The sequence below is a fragment of the Streptomyces marokkonensis genome (assembly GCF_008312835.1).
Lineage (GTDB): Bacteria > Actinomycetota > Actinomycetes > Streptomycetales > Streptomycetaceae > Streptomyces > Streptomyces marokkonensis_A.
The window spans coordinates 180,546-200,862 of record NZ_VSKS01000013.1 but is presented as its reverse complement, the minus strand read 5'-3'; the positions used below and the strand labels follow the sequence as shown (position 1 = coordinate 200,862).

Sequence of the window (20,317 nt, the reverse complement as noted above, 5' to 3'; positions counted from 1 at the left end):
CCGGGGACCGGCGCACTCGCCGGACCCCGTTCCCGACCTGCGTCGGCTGCGCCGGTCAGCTGTTGAAGGCGGCGTCGAAGGAGGCGCTGGGCGGCTCGAAGTCGTACGCCTTCAGCCGGGTCAGCGCCTCGGGGGCGCCCTGGAGGCGGTCCATGCCGGCGTCCTCCCACTCGACGGAGACGGGGCCCTGGTAGCCGATGGAGCGCAGCATGCGGAAGACGTCCTCCCAGGGGACGTCCCCGTGGCCGGCGGAGACGAAGTCCCAGCCGCGCCGGGGGTCGCCCCAGGGCAGGTGCGAGCCGAGGCGGCCGTTGCGGCCGTCGAGGCGCTTGCGGGCCTCCTTGCAGTCCACGTGGTAGATCCGGTCGCGGAAGTCCCACAGGAAGCCGACCGGGTCGAGGTCCTGCCACACGAAGTGGGAGGGGTCGAAGTTGAGGCCGAAGGCGGGCCGGCGGCCGACGGCGTCCAGGGCGCGCACGGTCGTCCAGTAGTCGTAGGCGATCTCGCTGGGGTGGACCTCGTGCGCGAAGCGCACGCCCTCGGCGTCGAAGACGTCCAGGATCGGGTTCCACCGCTCGGCGAAGTCCTCGTAGCCCCGCTCGATCATCGACTCGGGGGCGGGCGGGAACATGGCGACCAGGTGCCAGATGGCGGAGCCGGTGAAACCGATGACGGTGTCGACACCGAGGAGGGCCGCGGCGCGCGCGGTGTCCTCGATCTCGGCGGCGGCCCGCCGGCGTACGCCCTCGGGCTCGCCGTCGCCCCAGATACGGGCGGGCAGGATGGCCCGGTGGCGTTCGTCGATGATGGCGTCGCAGACCGCCTGCCCGACCAGGTGGTTGGAGATCGCCCAGCACTTCAGGCCGTACTTGTCGAGCAACTGGTGGCGGGAGGCGACGTAGGACGGGTCGGCGAGTGCCTTGTCCACTTCGAAGTGGTCGCCCCAGCAGGCGAGTTCGAGCCCGTCGTAGCCGAAGTCGCGGGCGAGTCGGCAGACCTCCTCCAGTGGCAGGTCCGCCCACTGGCCGGTGAAGAGCGTGAAGTTGCGCGGCATCCGTATCCGTCCTCTCAGGCGGCGATCGGGGTGTAGACGGAGTTCTTCTCGGCACTCTCCTCCACCGCCGCCAGGACGCGCTGCACCTGGAGCCCGTCGGCGAAGGAGGGTTCGGGGCCCCGGCCCTCGGCGACCGCGTGGACGAGGTCGCGGGCCTGGTGGACGAAGGTGTGCTCGTAGCCGAGGCCGTGGCCGGGCGGCCACCACGCCTCGAGGTAGGGGTGGTCGGGTTCGGTGACGAGGATGCGGCGGAAGCCGGCGTGGGCGGCGGGCTCGGCGCCGTCGTGGTACTCCAGCTCGTTGAGCCGCTCCAGGTCGAACGCGAGCGAACCGCGCTCGCCGTTGAGCTCGATGCGCAGGGAGTTCTTGCGTCCGGTGGCGTACCGGGTGGCCTCGAAGGAGGCGAGGGCGCCGGAGGTGAAGCGTCCGGTGAACAGGGCGGCGTCGTCGACGGTCACCTCTCCGGTGCCGGCGGCGGAGACGGCGGCCAGGCCGCTGCTGGGGCCGTCGGGCAGCGGCCGCTCCCGTACGAACGTCTCGGTGAGCGCGGAGACGCCCGCCAGCCGCTCGCCGGCCAGGTACTGCGCCAGGTCCACGATGTGCGCGCCGAGGTCGCCGAGCGCCCCCGAGCCGGCGTGCTCCCGGCGCAGCCGCCAGGTCAGCGGGAACGCGGGGTCCACCAGCCAGTCCTGCAGGTACGCCACCCGCACGTGCCGCAGTCTGCCGATCCGTCCCTCGGCCACCATCCGCCGGGCCAGCGCGGTCGCGGGCACCCGGCGGTAGTTGAAGCCGACCATCGCCAGCTGACCGCGCGTGAGGCCCTCTTCGGCGGCGCGGGCCATCGCCTCGGCCTCCGCGACGGTGTTGGCGAGCGGCTTCTCGCACAGCACGTGCTTGCCCGCCGCGAGCGCGGCCAGCGCGATCTCGGCGTGGCTGTCACCGGGGGTGCAGATGTCGACGAGGTCGATGTCGTCCCGCTGGACCAGGGCGTGCCAGTCGGTCTCGGTCTCCGCCCAGCCGTGCCGGTCCGCCGCCGCGCGCACGGCGTCGGCGTCCCGGCCGCAGATCACGGCCAGTTCGGGGCTGAGCGGCAGGTCGAAGACGCGGCCCGCGGTGCGCCAGCCCTGGGAGTGGGCGGCCCCCATGAAGGCGTAACCGACCATGCCGATGCGCAACGGTGGCTTCCCCGTCTCCGCCCCTTCGGACGTTTGCGGCTGTGCCATTCGGATGTCCTCCTCGTCGTCGTGGCGGGCGGGGGGTGGGCCCCGCCCGGTGGGCTGGTCAGGCCCGCGGGGCGGGGCTCCTCACTTGAAGCCGGTGGACATGTACTGGTCCACGTTCTCCTTGTCGACGACGGCCGAGTAGCAGGTCACCGACGAGGGGATCTCGAACTCGGCGAGGCCGCCGACGCCCTTGCCCTGGCCGAGGGCGCGGGCGAGGTCGATCGCGGAGGCGGCCATGGTCGGCGGGTACAGGACGGTGGCCTTCAGGACACCGTTGTCGGCCTTGATGGCCTCGAAGGCGGAGAGCGCGCCCGCGCCGCCCACCATGAGGAACTCGTCGCGCCCGGCCTGCTCGATGGCGCGCAGCGCGCCCACGCCCTGGTCGTCGTCGTGGTTCCACAGCGCGTCGATCTGCGACTGGGCCTGGAGCAGCTGGGCCATCTTGGCCTGGCCGGACTCGACGGTGAACTCGGCGGCCTGGCGGGCCACCTTCTTGATGTTGGGGTAGTTCTTCAGCGCGTCGTCGAAGCCCTGGGTGCGCTGCTTGGTCAGCTCCAGGTTGTCCAGGCCGGCCAGCTCCACGACCCTGGCGTCCGGCTTGTCCTTGAGCTTCTCGCCGATGTAGTGGCCGGCGTTGAGACCCATGCCGTAGTTGTCGCCGCCGATCCAGCAGCGGTAGGCCTGCGGGGTGTTGAAGATCCGGTCGAGGTTGACGACCGGGATGCCGGCGCGCATCGCCTTGAGCCCGACCTGGGTGAGCGCTTTGCCGTCGGCGGGCAGGATTACCAGGACGTCGACCTTCTTGTTGATGAGGGTCTCGATCTGGCCGATCTGCTGCGCGGTGTCGTTGGAGCCCTCGGTGATCTCCAGGGTGACGTCGGAGTACTTCCCGGCACGCTTCTTGGCGTTGTCGTTGATGGCGTTGAGCCAGCCGTGGTCGGCCTGCGGTCCGGCGAAGCCGATGGTGACCTGCTTGCCGGGCTTGTCGTCGGCGGCCGGCTGGTCGTTCGCGGCCGGCTCGTCGTCACCGGACTCGTTGCTCGTGCAGCCGGTGACGAGGACGCCGGCGGACACGGCGGCCGCTCCGAAGAGCAGTCCTCTGCGGCTTGTGGAAGGCGTCTTGGGCATGGCGGTGAACCCTCTCCTCAGGTCGTGCTCGCGGTACGGCGCTGGACCAGCACGGCGGCGACGATGATCGCGCCCTTGGCGATCTGCTGGACGTCGCTCTGCAGGTTGTTCAGGGCGAAGATGTTGGTGATGGTGGTGAAGATCAGCACGCCGAGGACCGAGCCGACGATGGTGCCGCGGCCCCCGGTGAGCAGGGTGCCGCCGATGATCGCGGCGGCGATGGCGTCGAGTTCGTAGAGGTTGCCGTTGGTGTTCTGGCCGGAGCCGGCCAGCACGATCAGCAGGAAGGCGGCGATGCCGCAGCACAGCCCGGACAGCAGGTACAGGTAGAGCCGCTGGCGGCGCACGTCGATGCCGGCGAGGCGGGCGGCCTCCGCGTTGCCGCCGACGGCGACGGTGCGGCGGCCGAAGGTGGTCCGGTTGAGCACCAGCCAGCCGATGACGGTGACCGCGGCGAACACCAGGACCAGCGGCGGTACGCCGAGCACGTAGGAGTCGCGTTCGCCGAGGTCGAGGACGCCGTCGACGGTGACGATCTGCGTCCGCCCGTCGGTGATCTGCAGCGCGAGACCGCGGGCGGAGGCGAGCATGGCGAGGGTGGCGATGAACGGGACCATCCCGCCGTAGGCGATGAGCACCCCGTTGACCAGCCCGCATCCCAGTCCCACGATCACGGCGGTGAAGAGGATGCCGCCGAACCCGTACTCCTGGGTGGCGACCGTGGTGGCCCACACCGAGGCGAGGGCGACGATCGCGCCGACAGACAGGTCGATGCCGCCGGAGATGATGACGAAGGTCATGCCGACGGTGACGACGCCGATGACGGAGGCCTGGGTGAGGACGAGCTGGAGATTGCGGGTGTCCAGGAACTGGTCCGGTTTGGTGATGCCGCCGATGAGGATCAGTGCGGCGAGCACGCCGAGCAGGGACAGCGTGCGGACGTCGGCGCGGAACAGCACGGCGCGCCAGGCGGGTGGTTCGCCGGCCGGGGACACCTTGGGAGTGCTGTCCCGCGGCGGGGAGACGTTCTGCGTCATGACGCCGGGCTTCCTTCCATGACCAGGTCGAGTACACGGTGTTCGTCGAGCTCACGGGCGGGTGCCGTGTGGACGACGTCGCCCTCGCGCAGCACCAGGACGCGGTCGGCGAGGCCGAGCACCTCGGGCACCTCGCTGGAGACCAGCAGCACGGCGAGTCCCTCGTCCGCCAGCCGGCGGACCACCGCGTAGAGTTCGGCGCGGGCGCCCACGTCGACGCCGCGGGTGGGTTCGTCGAGCAGCAGCACCCGGCAGCCACGCAGCAGCCAGCGCGCGAGCACGGCCTTCTGCTGGTTGCCGCCGGACAGGGTGCGCACGGGCACGTTCGGGTTGTCGGGCCGCAGGGACAGTTCACGGACCGCCGCGCGCGCCGCCCCCAGTTCGGCGCCGCGGTCGATCCAGCCGGCCCTCGCGAAGCGGGACATGGAGGAGACCGACACGTTGCGGGTGACGGACTCCAGCATGAGCAGGGCCTGCGCCTTGCGTTCCTCGGGGGCGAGTCCGAGCCCGGCGCGCACGGCCGCCCGCACACTGCCGGGTTTCAGCGGCCGCCCGTCGACGAGGACCCGCCCGGTGTCGGGCTTGCGGGCGCCGTAGACCGTCTCCAGGATCTCGGAGCGTCCCGAGCCGACGAGCCCGGCGAGCCCGACGATCTCCCCCGGGCGCACCTGGAGGTCGAGCGGGGCGAACTCGCCCCGCCGGGACAGCCCTTCGACGGTCAGCACCGGTGCGCCGTCCGCCGGGGCGGCGGGCCGCTCCGGGAAGACGTACTCGACGGTGCGTCCCGTCATCAGCGCGACCACCTCACGGGTCGGCGTCGACTTGGCGGGCAGCCCGCCGGCGACGGCCCGGCCGTCCTTCAGGACGGTCACCCGGTCGCCGATGCGCCGGATCTCCTCGAGGCGGTGCGAGATGTAGACGACCGCGACACCGTCGGCGGTGAGGTCGCCGACGATCCGGAACAGGTTGTCGACCTCGTCCGGGTCGAGGGCGGCCGACGGCTCGTCCATCACGATGAGCCGCACGTCGTGGGAGAGCGCCCGTGCCATCGACACGATCTGCTGCTGCGCCGCCGACAGGTCCCCCACCAGCCGGACCGGGTCGATCTCCGGGTGCCCGAGCCGCTTGAGGAGTGCGGCGGTCGACGACCTGGCGGCCCTTCCCCGTACGACGAAGCCGGCGGCGGTGGGTTCATGGCCGAGGTGGACGTTCTCGGCGACCGACAGGTGCTCCACCAGGTCGAGTTCCTGGTAGATGGTGGCGATGCCGAGACGCATGGCGGCGATCGGCGAACGCAGTGTCACGTCGTCGCCGCGCCAGCGGATGGTGCCCGAGTCGGGCTGGTGGGCGCCGGCCAGCACCTTGATCAGGGTGGACTTGCCGGCGCCGTTCTGGCCGAGCAGGCAGTGCACCTCGCCGGCCTGGACGTCGAGGTCGACGCCGTCCAGGGCCCGGACTCCGGGGAACGACTTGGTGATGCCGGACATGCTGAGCAGCGGTGGTTCTGGTGCCATGCGGATTCCCCTCGGCGGGCGTACGGGCCGGTGTCAGGGCGATCCCCTTGCGGGGCAAGCGTTTTCGGGCAGGGCGGAGCAGAGCGGGGGCGGGGGCTGTTGCCTGCGGTGACGCGGTGCGGGGCTGCTGTTCCGTGCGGTGGGCAGGTGTGACGAAGGGCGGGGCTGTTCCGGGCGGTGGAGCAAGTACGGCGAAGGGTGGGGCTGCTTACGCGGGTGAGAACAGGTGGTCGCTGATGAGCCGGGCGCCGCCGATGACTCCGGCGGTGGGCCCCAGTTCCCCGAGGACGATGGGCAGGTTGCCCGTGGCCAGGGGCAGCGACCCGCGGTACACCTGGGTGCGGATCGCGGCGAGCAGGGTGTGGCCGAGGCCGGTCACCCCGCCGCCGATCACCACCAGGCCGGGGTTGAAGAAGCTGACCAGGCCGGCGATGACCTGGCCGGTGCGGTTGCCGCCCTCACGGATCAGATCGAGGGCGGTGGCGTCACCGGCCGCGGCCGCGGCGGCGACATCGACGGCGCTGAGCGTGCCGTTCGACTCCAGCCGGCTCGCGAGTTCGGCGGAGAGCTGCTGCTGGGCGGCCTCCGTCGCGTCCCGGGCGAGGGCCGCGCCGGAGAAGTGCGCCTCCAGACAGCCCCGGTTGCCGCACGCGCACGGACGGCCGTCGGGCACGGCCTGGATGTGCCCGATGTCGCCCGCGCTGCCCGTCGTACCGCGGTAGACCTCACCGCCGACGACGATGCCGCAGCCGATGCCGGTACCGATCTTGACGCAGAGGAAGTCGCCGACGGTGCGGGCGACGCCCGCGTGCTGCTCCCCCATGGCCATCAGGTTCACGTCGTTGTCGACCATGACGGGGCAGCCGAGGTCCTGGCTGAGCGCCTCCCGCACGGGGAAGCCGTCCCAGCCCGGCATGATCGGCGGAGCCACCGGGATGCCCTCGGGGAAGCGGACCGGGCCCGGCACGCCGATGCCGGCGCCGTCGAACCCCTCCGCGAGCCCGGAGGCCTTCAACTTCGCTGCCATGGACAGCACTTGCTCGAAGACCGCGACCGGCCCCTCGCGCACGTCCATGGGCTGGTTGATGTGCCCGAGGATCTCCAGTTCGGCGTTGGTGACGGCGACGTCGACCGAGGTCGCGCCGATGTCGACGCCGAGGAACCGCAGGTGCGGGTTGAGGCGGATGTTGTGGGAGCGCCGGCCACCGCGCGAGGCGGCGAGTCCGTCGGCCACGACGAGTTCCGTCTCCAGCAGCCGGTCCACCTCCACGGCCAGCTTCGACCGGGAGAGGTCGACCTGGTCGCCCAGTTGGGCACGGGAGCTGGGGCCACCGTCGCGCAGCAGCCTGAGCAGTCGTGCCTGATGGGCGTTCGCGGGTCGCGCGGTCATGCGTCTCACGAGTCCCTCCCCGCCTCATCGGCCTGTGCGCGCCGGATTCCGGCCACGTGTGCGGTGTTCCTTCGGATGGGAAAGTAGCAGCGCCTGCCGGAGGTGGGAAGAAGTCGCGCAGGAATTGGCCCCTACTTTTTCCACTCACAGGACAAAGGGTGCTCCGACGGTCATCGGCCGCCCGTCGTTCCGGGAACGGGCGGGCGACCCGGTACGGTGCGCCGCCGGCACCCGGACCTCGTGGTCCCGCAACCGCGGTGGCCTGAAGTGTGTCTGTCATCGCGAGGGCCGGATGCCCCGGAGTGCCGCCATACTCCTGGGGACGGAGGACGGCCCCGGGGGGGATGTCGATGAGCACGTGGACGGTTCCGGGGTACACCGAGTCGCTGGAGCTCGGTGCCGGTGCGAGCGGGCGGGTGGTTCTGGCCATCCACGAGGTGACCGGTGTCCCGGTCGCGGTCAAGTACCTCAGCGAGTCGCTGCACACCCGCCCGGGCTTCGTGCACGACTTCCGCGCCGAGGCGCGGCTGCTCGGCGGACTCGACAGCCCGTACGTCGCCGGACTGTACGAGTACGTGGAGAGCCCGGACGGGGCGGCCATCGTGATGGAACTGGTGGACGGCCTGTCCCTGCGGGCCGTGCTGGCCGGGCAGGGCCCGCTGGATCCCGAGGCCGCGCTGGTGATCCTGAAGGGATCGCTGCTGGGCCTCGCCGACGCGCACCGGGCCGGGGTGGTGCACCGGGACTACAAGCCGGAGAACGTGCTGGTCACGCCGGACGGCGCGTCGAAGCTCGTCGACTTCGGGATCGCGGTCGACACGCGTACGCGCGCCGGTGTGGCGGGGACCCCCTCCTACATGGCGCCCGAACAGTGGCGCGGCGAGCCCGCCTCCCCCGCCACCGACGTGTACGCGGCCACGGCGACCTTCTTCGAGTGCCTCACCGGCCGCAAGCCCTACGCGGGTGACAACATCGCGGAGCTGGCCCTGCGGCACGTGGACGCGCCGGTCCCGGTGGAGGACGTGCCGGAGGCGGTGCGTTCCCTGGTCCGCCGCGGACTGGCCAAGGAGGCCGCGGGGCGGCCGGGCGACGCCGAGGCGTTCGTCGCCGAGCTGGAGGCGGTCGCGGGCACCGCGTACGGGCCCGGGTGGGAGGAACGGGGCCGCGGGCGGCTCGCCGCGCTGGTGGCGCTGTTCCCGCTGCTGCTCCCGTCGGCCCGCACGCCGGGGCGGTCGGCGACCGACACCGCCCGTACCGTGCTGCGGCAGCCGCCGGGCCGGGGCCGGGCGCAGGCCTGGAAGCCCACCGGGCCGGGGATGCTGGCCGCCGCGGCCGCGGTGCTCCTGGCGGTCCTGCTGGCCCACGCCGCCCCGCCGGACTCCGGCGGGGCGCAGGAGCGGGCGGCCGAGGCGTTCGCCACCACCAGCGCCCGTCCGGAGGTGACCTCGGGCCCCACCGCCCCGTCGCCGTCCGCGTCCCCGACGGCCGGCACCCCGGGCGCGTCCGCCTCCGGCCCGGCCTCCGCGAGCCCGGGCGGGCCCTCGGCGACCGCCACGGGGCCGGGGCCGGACCCGGGTACGGGCCCCGGGACGGATCCCGGCGCAGACCCCGGCACCGAACCCGGCACCGGCACACCCGCCGGTGCGCCGACCCCGACCGGCACCCCGTCCGCGACCCCCACGGACACCTCCCCGGCCGCGCCCGCGGTCAAGGACGTCACCGTGTCGGAGTTCCGGCAGACGGGCCCCACCACCGCCACGACCACGGTCACCGTCGTCACGGACGGCACCGGGCCGGTGTCGATCGACCTGCGCTGGTCCGTGGGCGACACCGCGGGCGGGCCGGGCACCCCGGACGGCGCCGGCCAGGTCTTCCGGCGCAGCGGCGCCACCGAGTACACGGTGACCGCCGAGCACGTCTTCCAGAACCTCGGCTGCTACTGGACCGTGACGGCGACGACCGCCCCGGCGTCCGCCGACGGGGGCGCGTCCCAGCAGCTCCTCACCAGGCGGTGCGATCTGCGATGAAGGCGACGAACGAGCCCGCTCCCCCGCCGGGCGAGGACGCCCGGCCCGGCGCCGACGACGAGTACAGCGCCACCGTGCTCGCGAGCCACTGGATCCAGCGGCCCGAGCACGACACCACCGTGACGGCGACGACACGGGACGGCGGCGCCCGGACCGGCCCCGGGCGGGACACCACGGTGACCGCCACGACACGCGACGGCGGCGCCGGGACCGGCACACCGACCCGGCCCGACCGGGTCGAGGGAGCGGTGCTGCGCTTCGGTCCCGGAGTGCAGGGCGCCCTCGCGCACCGGTCCACCCGGACGCCGCCCTCCGTGCCGCCGCCCGCCCCGCCCCGGCGGCACGGTGCGCGCCGGCACGCGCTGCCGGCGCTCGTGCTGCTCGCCGTCCTCGCCTTCCTGGCCTGGCAGCGTCTCGGGCCGGGGCTCACGGTGCACGGGGCCACGGTCACGGCCCCGTCCGCCGCGGTGGGGTGCGACGGGACCGCGGACCTCGTGGGCACGGTCACCACGAACGGCCGCCCGGGCACCCTGACCTACCGCTGGACACGCGGCGACGGCACCTCCTCCGGCGTGCTGCGCGAGGAGGTGGCACGGGGTCAGCGGCAGGTGCGGCTGCACCTGCTGTGGACCTTCGAGGGCACGGGCCGTTACGAGGCGCGGGCGGAGCTGCGGATCCTGTCCCCCTCCGGCCGCATCGCGACGGCCGGCCTCACGTACGTCTGTCCCTGAGCACGCGGGCGGACCGGGACCGCACCGCAGCGCCCCTAGGAGTCCGCGTGCGCGTGGTACGAGCGCCGGGTGCGCTCGGTGTGTTCGCGCATGAGCCGGGTGGCCAGCTGCTCGTCGCGGGCCGTGATGGCGGCGACCAGTTCGCAGTGCTCGACCCAGGACTGTCCGCCGCGCTGCCCGGCGACCGGTGGGCGGTACCAGCGCACCCGCCGGTCGACCTGGGCGGCGAGTCCGGCGAGCACGGCGTTGCCCGCCAGCTCCATGATCTTGGCGTGGAACCGGGCGTTGAGGACGACGGCGGCGTCCACGTCGTCGGCGTCGACGGCCTCGAGGCCCTCCGCCAGGATCTGCTCCAGGGCCTTGATGCCCGCGCCGTCGGCATGGCTCGCGGCGAGCCGGGCGGCCTCCGCCTCCAGCAGCGTGCGGACGGTGAGGAGCTGGTCGGCCTCCTGCTCCGTCGGCTCGTGCACGAACGCGCCCTGGGCGGGCCGCAGATCGACCCAGCCATCGGTGTGGAGGCGCTGAAGCGCCTCGCGCACCGGCTGACGGGAGACGCCGAGGTGGCCGGCGAGTTCACTCTCGACGAGATGCCGGCCCGGCGGGAGGGCGCGGGTGGTGATGAGTTCGAGCAGCGCCTCGTGGACGCGGTCGCGCAGTGGGCCGGGCCGTGCGAGCTTCGGCACCGCCCCCCGGGGCAGTCCTGTCGACACCATCGCGGTCCCCCTCCTCGGCAGCGCCACGCCACGAACGCCGGTGTCACCGCGAACGCCACTGCTGCGTCTTTCGTCTACAGACTACGGCGGCGCGCGTACCGGAGGACCCGGGAGGAGACGCTTCAGGGGCAGCGCACGACCTGTCCCGCGTACGACAGGTTCCCGCCGAAGCCGAACAGCAGCACCGGGTCGCCGGTCGACACCGCGCCCTGTTCGACGAGTTTGGAGAAGGCCAGCGGGATGCTCGCGGCGGAGGTGTTGCCGGACTCGGTGACGTCGCGGGCCACGACGGCGTTGACGGCGCCGAGCCGGCGTGCGAGGGGTTCGATGATCCGCAGGTTGGCCTGGTGCAGTACCACCCCGGCGAGGTCCTCGGGCGCAAGCCCCGCCTTCTCGCAGGCCTGTCGGGCGATGACCGGCAGCCGGGTGGCCGCCCAGCGGTAGACGCTCTGCCCCTCCTGCGCGAACCGCGGGGGCGTCCCCTCGATCCGCACCGCGTGTGCCATCTCGGGCACCGAGCCCCACAGCACCGGCCCGATCCCCGCCTCCTCGCCCGGCGCGCAGGCCTCCACCACGGCCGCGCCCGCCCCGTCGCCGACGAGGACGCAGGTGGAGCGGTCGGTCCAGTCGGCCACCTCGGACATCTTGTCCGCGCCGACGACCAGCACGCGGCTCGCGCCGCCGGCCCGCACGGTGTGGTCGGCTGTGGCGAGGGCGTGGGTGAAGCCGGCGCACACCACGTTGAGGTCCATGACGGCGGGCCCGGGCATGCCGAGTCGGGCGGCGACGCGGGCGGCCATGTTGGGCGAGCGGTCGATCGCGGTGGACGTGGCGACCAGGACCAGGTCCATCTCGTCGGGCGTCCGGCCGGCCGCCGCCAGCGCCTTGGCGGCGGCGTGAGCGGCCAGTTCGTCGACGGGTTCGTCGGGGCCCGCGATGTGGCGGGTGCGGATACCCACCCGGCTCGTGATCCACGCGTCGCTCGTGTCGACCATGCCCGCCAGGTCCTCGTTGGTGAGGACCCGGGCGGGCTGGTAGTGGCCGACGGCGGCGATGCGCGAGCCGATCATGGGTGGTCCCCCTCGTTTCCGGTTGCGGGATGCACCAGTCTGATCAGTGACTCACCGGTACGAGGGCAGGTGAAGCGACAGGAAACGGGTGGCGTGCTTGTCGGCTTCCCTCACCTCCCGGAGTGCGGCTCCCGCCGTCCGCGGCCGGCCCGTGCACCGTCGTGCCGCCTTGCGCACGAGCTCGTACGGACCGTAGGCGAGCGGCACCCACGCGGCACCGCAGTGCGGGGCGCGGTCTCACGCTCCCCGTGCAGGAGAATGGGATCGTGAAGAACCGGGACTGAGCGGAACTGGTAGGGACATGGGACGAGTCACGGAACGACGCAAGGTGGTCCGCATCCGGGACGGGGCGGTCTCCAGCCGTCCCGACACGCTCGTCACCGAGGAGCCCCTGGAGATCCGGCTCAACGGCAGACCGCTGGCGATCACCATGCGCACGCCCGGGGACGACTTCGCCCTGGCGGCCGGGTTCCTGGTGAGCGAGGGAGTGCTCGCGACCGCCGCGGACCTGCAGACCGTCGTCTACTGCGCGGGCGCGACAGCCGACGGCGCGAACACCTACAACGTGGTCGACGTGAGGACGGCCCCCGGCGTCGCGGTCCCGGACATCACACTGGAGCGCAACGTGTACACCACGTCCTCCTGCGGCCTGTGCGGCAAGGCCAGCCTGGACGCGGTGCGCACGACGGCCCGCCATCCCATCGCCGACACTCCCCCGCTGCGGGTGGAGCCGGGGCTGCTGTCGAGCCTCCCGGACCGGCTGCGGGCGGCGCAGCGGGTCTTCGACCGCACCGGGGGCCTGCACGCGGCGGCCCTGTTCGACGAGAACGGCGAGCTGCTCGACGTACGCGAGGACGTGGGCCGGCACAACGCGGTCGACAAGCTGGTCGGCCGCGCCCTGCAGAGCGGGCACCTGCCGTTGTCCCGGATGATCCTGATGGTCTCCGGGCGGGCCTCGTTCGAGCTGGCGCAGAAGGCGGTGATGGCCGGCATACCGATGCTTGCGGCGGTCTCGGCGCCGTCCTCGCTGGCCGTGGACCTGGCGGCGGAGACGGGTCTGACCCTGGTGGGTTTCCTGCGCGGCAGTTCCATGAACGTGTACGCGGGTGAGGACCGCATCGCCCTGCGGGCCGCGGCCGCGCGGGGCTGACCGGGCCGCTCGCCGCACGGCGGCGGGGCCCCTGCCGGCGTGGAGAGCCCCCCGCGCCGCGGGGTCCCGCCCCACGGCAGCCCCGGACCACCCGGGGCGTCCGGGCCCGGCCCGCGCCGGCTCGAGGCCCCATGGACCCGGACCCCGGCGACCCACTAACGTCCCCGGGCATGCCCGACGACGCTGCCGGAGCGCGACGACGCACGGGGACCGGGATCGCACTGGTGCTGACCCTGGTCCTCGGTGCCCTGCTGGTCACCGGTCTGCCGGACGACGACGGTGGGCCGGACGGCGCGGGCTGCCGGCCGCGCACGGTCGCCTCCTGGACCGCCGACGACACCCTCACCGCCGAGTTCGCCCGTTACGGCGACGACCCCGGCCGCACCGACGACTGGACCGGCGGCGACGGCACCCACTCGGTGCGGCTGCCGGACGGCCGGCTGCTGTGGCTGTTCTCCGACACCTATCTGGGCCGGGTGCACCGGCCGCCGAACCCGGTCGGCGAGTCGTACGCGTGGCGGGACTCGAACACCCCGCTCGTGCGCAACTCGGCCGTGCTCATGCGCGACGGGCGGCTGGAGAGCACCCTGCCCGCGCCGCTCTTCCCCGACCCGGCGCCCGACCGGTGGCGCTGGCCGGTCGCCGCCCGGGTCGAGCCGCGTTCCCCCGGCTCCTCCGAGCAGGTCCTGAGGGTCCTGCTGTGGGTGCGTCAGGCCGGGCAGCACCCGTGGATCTACGGCGTGCCCACCGCCACCGAGGTCGCCACGCTCTCCCTGCCCGGGCTGCGCCTGGAGTCGGTGGTGACGGTGCTCGACCAGCAGCAGGTCGCCGACCCGTCCCGGCGGGTGCTGTTCGGGACGACGCTGGTCGAGGAGGACGGCTGGACGTACGTCTTCGGCGGTGACGACGGCCGCCCCGCCGCCCGCCCGGCCTCGCACGCGTACGTGGCCCGCGTCCCGGAGGGCCACCTCGCCGACCCGGCCGCCTGGGAGTACTTCGACGGCTCGGCCTGGCAGACCCGCGCCCGCCCGCGTCCCGTGCTCGGCGACGGGCGGCGCACCGGCGTGGGCAGCGCCTTCTCGGTGGTGCGGGACGAGGGGACGTACGTCCTGTTCACGATGGCCGCGGGTGCCGAGGGGCTGGCCACGGTGGCGTCGTACTGGGCCTGCTCCCCGACCGGGCCGTGGCACGGGCCGGCGAGGGAGTTCACCCCCGCCCTGCCCCACGGCGGGACCGCCGCCTACAACCCGCAGGCGCATCCGGAGCTGAGCGGCGACGGGCGGCTGGTGCTCAGCCATGACGTGAACTGGCTGGAGACGGCCGGGGCGGCCGGGATGCTCAGCCGGAACGTGTCCCTGTACCGGCCCCGGTTCGTGAGCGTCCGGCTCGGTCCGGGGCGGTGATCTCCCCGACGGGGTCGTGCGACCGGCGCCTGGCGATCACCGCGCAGACCATCAGCTGCATCTGGTGGAACAGCATCAGCGGCAGCACGGCCAGCGAGGCCTGCGCCCCGAACAGCACGCTCGCCATGGGCAGCCCGGCCGCCAGCGACTTCTTCGAGCCGGCGAACTGGATCACGATCCGGTCCTCCCGGCCGAACCCCAGTGCCCTGGCGCCGTACCAGGTCAGCAGCAGCATCACCGCGAGCAGTACGGCCTCGACGGCGAGCAGTCCGCCGAGCCGGGCCGGGCTCACCCGGTGCCAGATGCCCTGGACCACGCCCTCGCTGAACGCGGTGTAGACGACGAGCAGGATCGAGCCGCGGTCGACCAGCCCCAGCACCTTCCGGTGCCGGGTGACGAATCCGCCGATCCAGCGGCGCAGCAGCTGTCCGGCGACGAACGGCACCAGCAGCTGGAGCACGATCCTCGTCACCGGCCCCCCGGAGAACCCGCCCCCGCCGTTGCCCAGCAGCGTCGCCGCGAGCAGCGGGGTGACGACGATGCCGACCAGCGAGGAGAAGGAGCCGGCGCAGATCGCGGCGGGCACGTTGCCGCGGGCGATCGAGGTGAAGGCGATCGACGACTGGACGGTGGACGGGACGAGGGTGAGGAAGAGCAGGCCCTGGTACAGCGGGTCGGTCAGCAGCACCGGGACGAATCCGCGGGCGGCGAGACCCAGCGCCGGGAACACGACGAAGGTGCAGGCGAGCACGGTGACGTGGAGCCGCCAGTGCTTCAGTCCGTCCAGCGCCTCGCGGGTGGACAGCCGGGCGCCGTACAGGAAGAAGAGGAGCGCGATCGCGGCGGTGGAGGCGCCGGAGGCGATGTCGGCGCCCGTTCCCCGGGCGGGCAGCAGCGCGGCGAGGCCCACCGTCCCGAGCAGGAGCAGGACGTACGGGTCGATCGGCATCCAACGCGGCCAACGCAGGCGTTTCACGGTGCTCCACTTGCTCGTACTCACGCTTGTGCTCAGGGTCGTGCCCTCTCATCCTGCTCCCTCCCGCCGTGATCGGGAATCCGGTGTACGGCTCTCACTGTCATCATGTTCCGCGATGACCGCCGCTACCCTGGCCGCATGTACGACCCGACGCACCTGCGGACGTTCCTGTCGGTGGCGCAGACGCTGAGCTTCACCCGGGCGGCGCGGCGGCTCGGGCTGCGCCAGTCGACCGTGAGCCAGCACGTGCGGCGGCTGGAGGAGGCCACCGGACGGCAGCTCTTCACCCGGGACACGCACTCGGTGGAGCTGACCGAGGACGGCGAGGCGATGCTCGGTTTCGCACGGCGGATCCTGACCGTGCACGAGCAGGCGGCGCGGTTCTTCACCGGTACCCGGCTGCGCGGGCGGCTGCGGTTCGGCGCGTCGGAGGACTTCGTGCTGACGCGGCTGCCGGAGATCCTCGAGCGGTTCCGGCACGAGCACCCGGAGGTCGATCTGGAGTTGACGGTCGAGCTGTCGGGCATCCTGCACGAGCGGCTGGCCGCGGGCCGGCTGGACCTGGTGCTCGCCAAGCGGCGGCCCGAGGATCCGCGCGCCGACCCGCACCGGCTGGTCTGGCACGACGAACTGGTGTGGATCGGCGCGCCGGGGCTGCGGCTCGACCCGAACCGTCCGGTGCCGCTGATCGTCTACCCGCCACCGGGCATCACGCGGGCCCTCGCACTGCGGGCACTGGAGCGGCAGGGCCGGGAGTGGCGGATCGTCTGCACCAGCGGCAGCCTCAACGGTCTGCTCGCGGCGGCCCGGGCCGGGCTGGGGGTGATGGTGCACTCGCGGGGACTGATCCCGCCGGGGCTGGCGCGGATGCCGGAGCGGGCCGGGCTGCCGGAACCGGGCGAAGTGGACTTCGTGGTGGTGCACGGCCCGCGCCGGTCCTCCGCCCAGGGCGCGGCCGACGCCCTGGCGGCGGCGATCCTCGCGGGCGGTGACCGGCTGCACCGCGGCGGGCGGGGGTGACGGTCCGGCCCGCGCGCACGCCGGGGGGATTGGGGCCCGCCGCGCCGCCCCAAGGGGCGGTCATGCGCTCGTACAGATTCGGTGGAGATTGCTCCACCGAAACTTACTCCTGCGTCAGGTTTCTGTCCGGCCCTTCCCCATGTGAGCGCATTTTCCTCCCTTGACCAGCGCGGACGAGAGCCAGGCCCGGTCTCCCGGCCCCTCCCGGCTTCCGGCCGCGTGGGGTAGCTTTCACGGCGCTGTGCGGGACGACGACGTCGCGCAGCGGTCCGGGCGCTGAGGAGCGGGGAGCGGGATTGCGCGAGTTCACCAACCCTCCGTTGGACTTGGAGCCTCCGGTGGGCGGTCTGGCCGACGTGGTCTTCCGGTATGCCGAGGAGGACCCGTCGCGCGTCGCGCTGGGCCGCAAGGACGGCACCGGCCACTGGCGGGACGTGTCCAGCGCCGAGTTCCGCGACGAGGTGCTCGCCCTCGCGAAGGGCCTGCTCGCGGGCGGGGTCCGGTTCGGCGACCGGGTCGCGATCATGTCCCGTACCCGCTACGAGTGGACGCTCTTCGACTTCGCGCTGTGGACGGTCGGCGCGCAGGTAGTCCCCGTCTACCCCACGTCCTCGGCGGAGCAGTGCTTCTGGATGCTGCACGACTCCGAGGTGACCGCCGCGGTCGTGGAGCACGAGGACCACGCGATGACGATCGCCACGGTCATCGACCGGCTGCCGCGGATGCGCCGGCTGTGGCAGCTCGACGCGGGCGCGGTGCAGGAGCTGTACGACGCGGGCGCGCATCTGGACGACGAGGTGGTGCACCGGCACCGGCAGGCGGTCACGCCCGACTCGGTGGCGACGGTCATCTACACCTCGGGCACCACCGGCCGCCCCAAGGGCTGTGTGCTCTCGCACGGCAACTTCATGTACGAGGCGGACACCGTCATCGAGCGCTGGGAGCCGGTGTTCCACTCCCGCAGGGGCGACGAGGCGTCGACGCTGCTGTTCCTGCCGCTCGCGCACGTCTTCGGGCGGATGGTGGAGGTGGCGGCGATCCGCGGGAGGGTGAAGTTCGGCCATCAGCCGCAGCTGAACGCGGCCGCGCTGATGCCGGACCTGGCCGCGTTCCGGCCGACGTTCTTCCTGGCCGTGCCGTACATCTTCGAGAAGGTGTTCAACGCGGCGCGGCGCAAGGCGGAACGGGAGGGCCGCTCAGGGCCGTTCGAGAAGGCCGTCGACGTGGCCGTCAGGTACGCGGACGCGATGGAGGCGAAGGCCTGGGGCACCGGGCCCGGCCCGTCCGCGGCACTGCGGATGCAGCACCAGCTGTTCGACAAGCTCGTCTACTCCAGGATCCGCGCGGCGATGGGCGGCAGGATCCGGCACGCCATGTCGGGCGGCTCCGCGATGGACCGCCGGCTCGGACTGTTCTTCGCGGGCGCCGGGGTGCACGTCTTCGAGGGGTACGGACTCACCGAGTCGACGGCGGCGGCCACCGCCAACCCGCCCGAGCGCACCCGTTACGGCACGGTCGGCCGGCCCGTCCCCGGTGTCACCGTGCACATCGCGGACGACGGCGAGATCTGGCTGCACGGCGACAACGTCTTCAAGGGCTACCTGAACAACCCCAGGGCCACCGGTGAGACCCTGCACGACGGCTGGCTGGCCACCGGGGACCTCGGTTCGCTGGACGAGGACGGCTATCTGACGATCACCGGGCGCAAGAAGGAGATCCTGGTGACCTCGGGGGGCAAGAGTGTCTCGCCGGGGGTGCTGGAGGAGCGGGTGCGCGACCATCCGCTGGTCAGCCAGTGCATCGTGGTCGGCAACGACCGCCCGTACGTCGCCGCCCTGGTCACCCTCGACCAGGAGGCGGTGGAGCACTGGCTGACGATGCGCGGCAAGGCACCGATGCCGGCGGCCGAGCTGGTGCGCGACGCGGACCTGGAGACGGAGGTGCGACGCGCGGTGGTCGCGGCCAACACCCTGGTCTCGCGGACCGAGTCGATCCGCACGTTCCGGATCCTGGCGCAGCCGTTCACCGAGGAGCACGGGCTGCTCACCCCGTCGCTGAAGCTGAAGCGCAGGGCGATCGAGAAGGCGTACGAGGACGAGGTCGAGGCGCTCTACCGCGCGTGAATTCTCCGGTCAGGAATGCACCGCGGGCCGTGATCGTTGACGATGGGGGTACACCTGTAACACCTGACCACAACCGAAGGATCGAGAGCTCGTGAGCAAGGTCCCCCCGATCATCCTGAACAACGGCGTCGAGATGCCCCAGCTGGGCTTCGGCGTCTGGCAGGTGCCGGACGCGGAGGCCGAGACGGCCGTGGCGACGGCGCTGGAGGCGGGCTACCGCAGCATCGACACCGCGGCGGTCTACGGCAACGAGGAGGGCACGGGCAAGGCCGTCGCGAGGTCGGACGTCCCGCGCGAGGACCTCTTCGTCACCACCAAGCTCTGGAACAGCGACCAGGGGTACGACGCCACCCTGCGGGCCTTCGACACGTCGCTGTCGAAGCTCGGTCTCGACTACGTGGACCTGTACCTCATCCACTGGCCGACGCCCGCGCGTGACAGGTACGTCGACACCTACAAGGCGTTCGAGAAGCTGCACGCCGACGGCCGCGTCCGCGCCATCGGCGTGTCCAACTTCCTGCCGGAGCACCTGGAGCGCCTGATCGGCGAGACGTCCGTCGTGCCGGCGGTCAACCAGATCGAGCTGCACCCGCACCTGCAGCAGCACGCCGCGCGTGAGTACCACGCCGAGCAGGGCATCGCCACGGAGGCGTGGTCGCCCCTGGGCTCCGGCAAGGGCATCCTGGAGGTCCCGGCGATCGTGGCGATCGCGCGGAAGCACGGCCGCACGCCGGCGCAGGTGGTGCTGCGCTGGCACCTCCAGCTGGGCAACGTCGTCATCCCGAAGTCGGTGACGCCGTCCAGGATCCAGGAGAACATCGACGTCTTCGGGTTCAGCCTGGACGCCGAGGACCTCGCCGCGATCAGCGCGCTGAACGAGGACCGGCGGATCGGTCCGGACCCCGCGGAGTTCAACGCCGGCTGACGCCGGGCACGCGGACGGCCTCCCCTCGGCGGGGAGGCCGTCCGCGTCGTTGTGGTGGCGGTGGTCAGTTGGGCTGGCCGACGGGCCGTACGACCACGGTGTTGACGTCGACTCCGGCCGGCTGCCCCATGGCCCACACGACGGAGTCGGCGATCTGGCCGGCGGTGAGCAGATGCCCGGGCGGCAGGCTGCCGTGGGCGTCCCAGAACGGGGTGTCCACGCGGCCGGGCGCGATCAGGGTGACGCCGACGCCCCACTCGGTGACCTGCCGCCGGGTGTTCTCGGCGAGCCCGGTCACCGCCCACTTCGTCGCGCCGTAGAGGTTGCCCGGCGTGGGCACGAACCCGGCGACGCTGCCGACCAGGACGATCCGTCCGCGGGTCTCCTTCAGGGCGTCGATGGACGCCCGGATGAGCAGCGCGGGACCGAGGACGTTGGTCAGCACCATCCCGGTCCACCCGGCGGGGTCGCCCTCGGCGACCGAATCACCGGTGGCGTAGCCCGCGTTGGCGACGACGGTGTCCAGCCGGCCGAACTCCGCCAGCGCGGTGTCGACCGCCGACCGCACGTCCTCGTACACCGCCGCGTCACCCGGGATCGTCAACAGCCTTTCGGGCTCCCCCAGTTCCTTCGCGAAGCCGCGCAGCCGCTCCTCGCTCCGCCCGGTGACGGCCACCCGCTGTCCCGCGTCCAGCAGCCGCCGTGCGACGGCGGCGCCGATGCCGCTGCCCCCACCGGTGACGAGCGCGACCGGAGAGTCGGTCATGGAAACCCCCTGTGTGTTCGTTGCGTGCCGGGGAGTCCATCACTTGGAGAGCTCTCCAAGTCAAGCC

At 72.9% G+C, this 20,317-nt stretch carries 17 protein-coding genes; 7 read left to right on the top strand and 10 right to left on the bottom strand.

All coding sequences use genetic code 11. The features are described 5' to 3' along the window. Positions 1-55: 55 nt before the first annotated feature. The 6 genes from F1615_RS22980 to F1615_RS22955 form a co-directional block, all read right to left on the bottom strand. A complete protein-coding gene (locus F1615_RS22980; protein ID WP_149550940.1) occupies positions 56-1,054 on the bottom strand; it encodes a sugar phosphate isomerase/epimerase family protein in 999 nt (332 codons plus the stop codon). A 14-nt stretch (positions 1,055-1,068) separates the two neighbouring features. Beyond that, entirely contained in the window at positions 1,069-2,277 is a 1,209-nt protein-coding gene (locus F1615_RS22975; protein WP_167533824.1) for a Gfo/Idh/MocA family protein, read from the bottom strand. Positions 2,278-2,358: 81 nt separating this feature from the next. Beyond that, on the bottom strand, positions 2,359-3,405 hold the full coding sequence (locus F1615_RS22970) for a substrate-binding domain-containing protein (RefSeq protein ID WP_149550939.1): 1,047 nt from the start codon (positions 3,403-3,405) through the stop codon (positions 2,359-2,361). Between the two features lie 17 nt (positions 3,406-3,422). After that, on the bottom strand, positions 3,423-4,442 hold the full coding sequence (locus F1615_RS22965; protein ID WP_149550938.1) for an ABC transporter permease: 1,020 nt from the start codon (positions 4,440-4,442) through the stop codon (positions 3,423-3,425). After that, entirely contained in the window at positions 4,439-5,956 is a 1,518-nt protein-coding gene (locus tag F1615_RS22960) for a sugar ABC transporter ATP-binding protein (protein ID WP_149550937.1), read from the bottom strand. The genes F1615_RS22965 and F1615_RS22960 overlap by 4 nt, the downstream gene beginning before the upstream one ends. A 208-nt stretch (positions 5,957-6,164) precedes the next feature. Continuing rightward, positions 6,165-7,346 (bottom strand): ROK family protein, encoded by a 1,182-nt coding sequence (locus tag F1615_RS22955; protein WP_149550936.1) that lies wholly within the window; start codon positions 7,344-7,346, stop codon positions 6,165-6,167. A 350-nt stretch (positions 7,347-7,696) separates the two neighbouring features. On the opposite strand from F1615_RS22955, the gene F1615_RS22950 reads away from it, so the two are divergent. Beyond that, entirely contained in the window at positions 7,697-9,373 is a 1,677-nt protein-coding gene (locus F1615_RS22950) for a serine/threonine-protein kinase (protein WP_149550935.1), read from the top strand. Next, positions 9,370-10,104, top strand: coding sequence for a hypothetical protein (locus tag F1615_RS22945; RefSeq protein WP_149550934.1), 735 nt, complete (start codon positions 9,370-9,372; stop codon positions 10,102-10,104). Before F1615_RS22950 ends, F1615_RS22945 begins: the two co-directional genes overlap by 4 nt. A 35-nt stretch (positions 10,105-10,139) precedes the next feature. Here F1615_RS22945 and F1615_RS22940 read toward each other — a convergent pair whose 3' ends face one another. Next, on the bottom strand, positions 10,140-10,817 hold the full coding sequence (locus tag F1615_RS22940) for a GntR family transcriptional regulator (protein WP_149550933.1): 678 nt from the start codon (positions 10,815-10,817) through the stop codon (positions 10,140-10,142). Positions 10,818-10,939: 122 nt separating this feature from the next. Further along, positions 10,940-11,887, bottom strand: coding sequence for a beta-ketoacyl-ACP synthase III (locus tag F1615_RS22935; protein WP_149550932.1), 948 nt, complete (start codon positions 11,885-11,887; stop codon positions 10,940-10,942). A 301-nt stretch (positions 11,888-12,188) separates the two neighbouring features. Here F1615_RS22935 and fdhD point away from each other — a divergent pair, with 301 nt between their 5' ends. Together fdhD and F1615_RS22925 are read left to right on the top strand one after the other, a co-directional pair. Further along, entirely contained in the window at positions 12,189-13,037 is an 849-nt protein-coding gene (gene fdhD / locus F1615_RS22930) for a formate dehydrogenase accessory sulfurtransferase FdhD (protein ID WP_149550931.1), read from the top strand. 170 nt (positions 13,038-13,207) lie between these two features. Beyond that, positions 13,208-14,440, top strand: a complete 1,233-nt coding sequence (locus F1615_RS22925) for a DUF4185 domain-containing protein (protein ID WP_149550930.1) — start codon at positions 13,208-13,210, stop codon at positions 14,438-14,440. Here F1615_RS22925 and F1615_RS22920 read toward each other — a convergent pair. Then, complete coding sequence (locus F1615_RS22920; RefSeq protein WP_167533823.1) at positions 14,376-15,389, bottom strand: bile acid:sodium symporter family protein; 1,014 nt, start codon at positions 15,387-15,389, stop codon at positions 14,376-14,378. The two genes, F1615_RS22925 and F1615_RS22920, sit on opposite strands and share 65 nt — an antisense overlap. Positions 15,390-15,554: 165 nt before the next feature. Between F1615_RS22920 and F1615_RS22915 the strand changes: the two genes are divergently transcribed. The 3 genes from F1615_RS22915 (at position 15,555) to F1615_RS22905 (ending at position 19,484) form a co-directional block, all read left to right on the top strand. After that, a complete protein-coding gene (locus F1615_RS22915) occupies positions 15,555-16,436 on the top strand; it encodes a LysR substrate-binding domain-containing protein (RefSeq protein WP_149550929.1) in 882 nt (293 codons plus the stop codon). Positions 16,437-16,732: 296 nt separating this feature from the next. Next, complete coding sequence (locus F1615_RS22910; protein WP_149550928.1) at positions 16,733-18,559, top strand: AMP-dependent synthetase/ligase; 1,827 nt, start codon at positions 16,733-16,735, stop codon at positions 18,557-18,559. Between the two features lie 133 nt (positions 18,560-18,692). Further along, positions 18,693-19,484 (top strand): aldo/keto reductase, encoded by a 792-nt coding sequence (locus F1615_RS22905; RefSeq protein ID WP_149550968.1) that lies wholly within the window; start codon positions 18,693-18,695, stop codon positions 19,482-19,484. A 64-nt stretch (positions 19,485-19,548) separates the two neighbouring features. Here the strand turns inward: F1615_RS22905 and F1615_RS22900 are convergent, their stop codons facing one another. After that, complete coding sequence (locus F1615_RS22900) at positions 19,549-20,250, bottom strand: SDR family oxidoreductase (RefSeq protein WP_149550927.1); 702 nt, start codon at positions 20,248-20,250, stop codon at positions 19,549-19,551. Positions 20,251-20,317: the final 67 nt, after the last annotated feature.

What these genes read in the sequence shown, in the direction of transcription:
- F1615_RS22980 (WP_149550940.1), bottom strand. Translation starts at nt 1,054, where the DNA reads ATGCCGCGCAACTTCACGCTCTTCACCGGCCAGTGGGCGGACCTGCCA.
- F1615_RS22975 (WP_167533824.1), bottom strand. Translation starts at nt 2,277, where the DNA reads ATGGCACAGCCGCAAACGTCCGAAGGGGCGGAGACGGGGAAGCCACCG.
- F1615_RS22970 (WP_149550939.1), bottom strand. Translation starts at nt 3,405, where the DNA reads ATGCCCAAGACGCCTTCCACAAGCCGCAGAGGACTGCTCTTCGGAGCG.
- F1615_RS22965 (WP_149550938.1), bottom strand. Translation starts at nt 4,442, where the DNA reads ATGACGCAGAACGTCTCCCCGCCGCGGGACAGCACTCCCAAGGTGTCC.
- F1615_RS22960 (WP_149550937.1), bottom strand. Translation starts at nt 5,956, where the DNA reads ATGGCACCAGAACCACCGCTGCTCAGCATGTCCGGCATCACCAAGTCG.
- F1615_RS22955 (WP_149550936.1), bottom strand. Translation starts at nt 7,346, where the DNA reads ATGACCGCGCGACCCGCGAACGCCCATCAGGCACGACTGCTCAGGCTG.
- F1615_RS22950 (WP_149550935.1), top strand. Translation starts at nt 7,697, where the DNA reads ATGAGCACGTGGACGGTTCCGGGGTACACCGAGTCGCTGGAGCTCGGT.
- F1615_RS22945 (WP_149550934.1), top strand. Translation starts at nt 9,370, where the DNA reads ATGAAGGCGACGAACGAGCCCGCTCCCCCGCCGGGCGAGGACGCCCGG.
- F1615_RS22940 (WP_149550933.1), bottom strand. Translation starts at nt 10,817, where the DNA reads ATGGTGTCGACAGGACTGCCCCGGGGGGCGGTGCCGAAGCTCGCACGG.
- F1615_RS22935 (WP_149550932.1), bottom strand. Translation starts at nt 11,887, where the DNA reads ATGATCGGCTCGCGCATCGCCGCCGTCGGCCACTACCAGCCCGCCCGG.
- fdhD (WP_149550931.1), top strand. Translation starts at nt 12,189, where the DNA reads ATGGGACGAGTCACGGAACGACGCAAGGTGGTCCGCATCCGGGACGGG.
- F1615_RS22925 (WP_149550930.1), top strand. Translation starts at nt 13,208, where the DNA reads ATGCCCGACGACGCTGCCGGAGCGCGACGACGCACGGGGACCGGGATC.
- F1615_RS22920 (WP_167533823.1), bottom strand. Translation starts at nt 15,389, where the DNA reads ATGCCGATCGACCCGTACGTCCTGCTCCTGCTCGGGACGGTGGGCCTC.
- F1615_RS22915 (WP_149550929.1), top strand. Translation starts at nt 15,555, where the DNA reads ATGTACGACCCGACGCACCTGCGGACGTTCCTGTCGGTGGCGCAGACG.
- F1615_RS22905 (WP_149550968.1), top strand. Translation starts at nt 18,693, where the DNA reads ATGCCCCAGCTGGGCTTCGGCGTCTGGCAGGTGCCGGACGCGGAGGCC.
- F1615_RS22900 (WP_149550927.1), bottom strand. Translation starts at nt 20,250, where the DNA reads ATGACCGACTCTCCGGTCGCGCTCGTCACCGGTGGGGGCAGCGGCATC.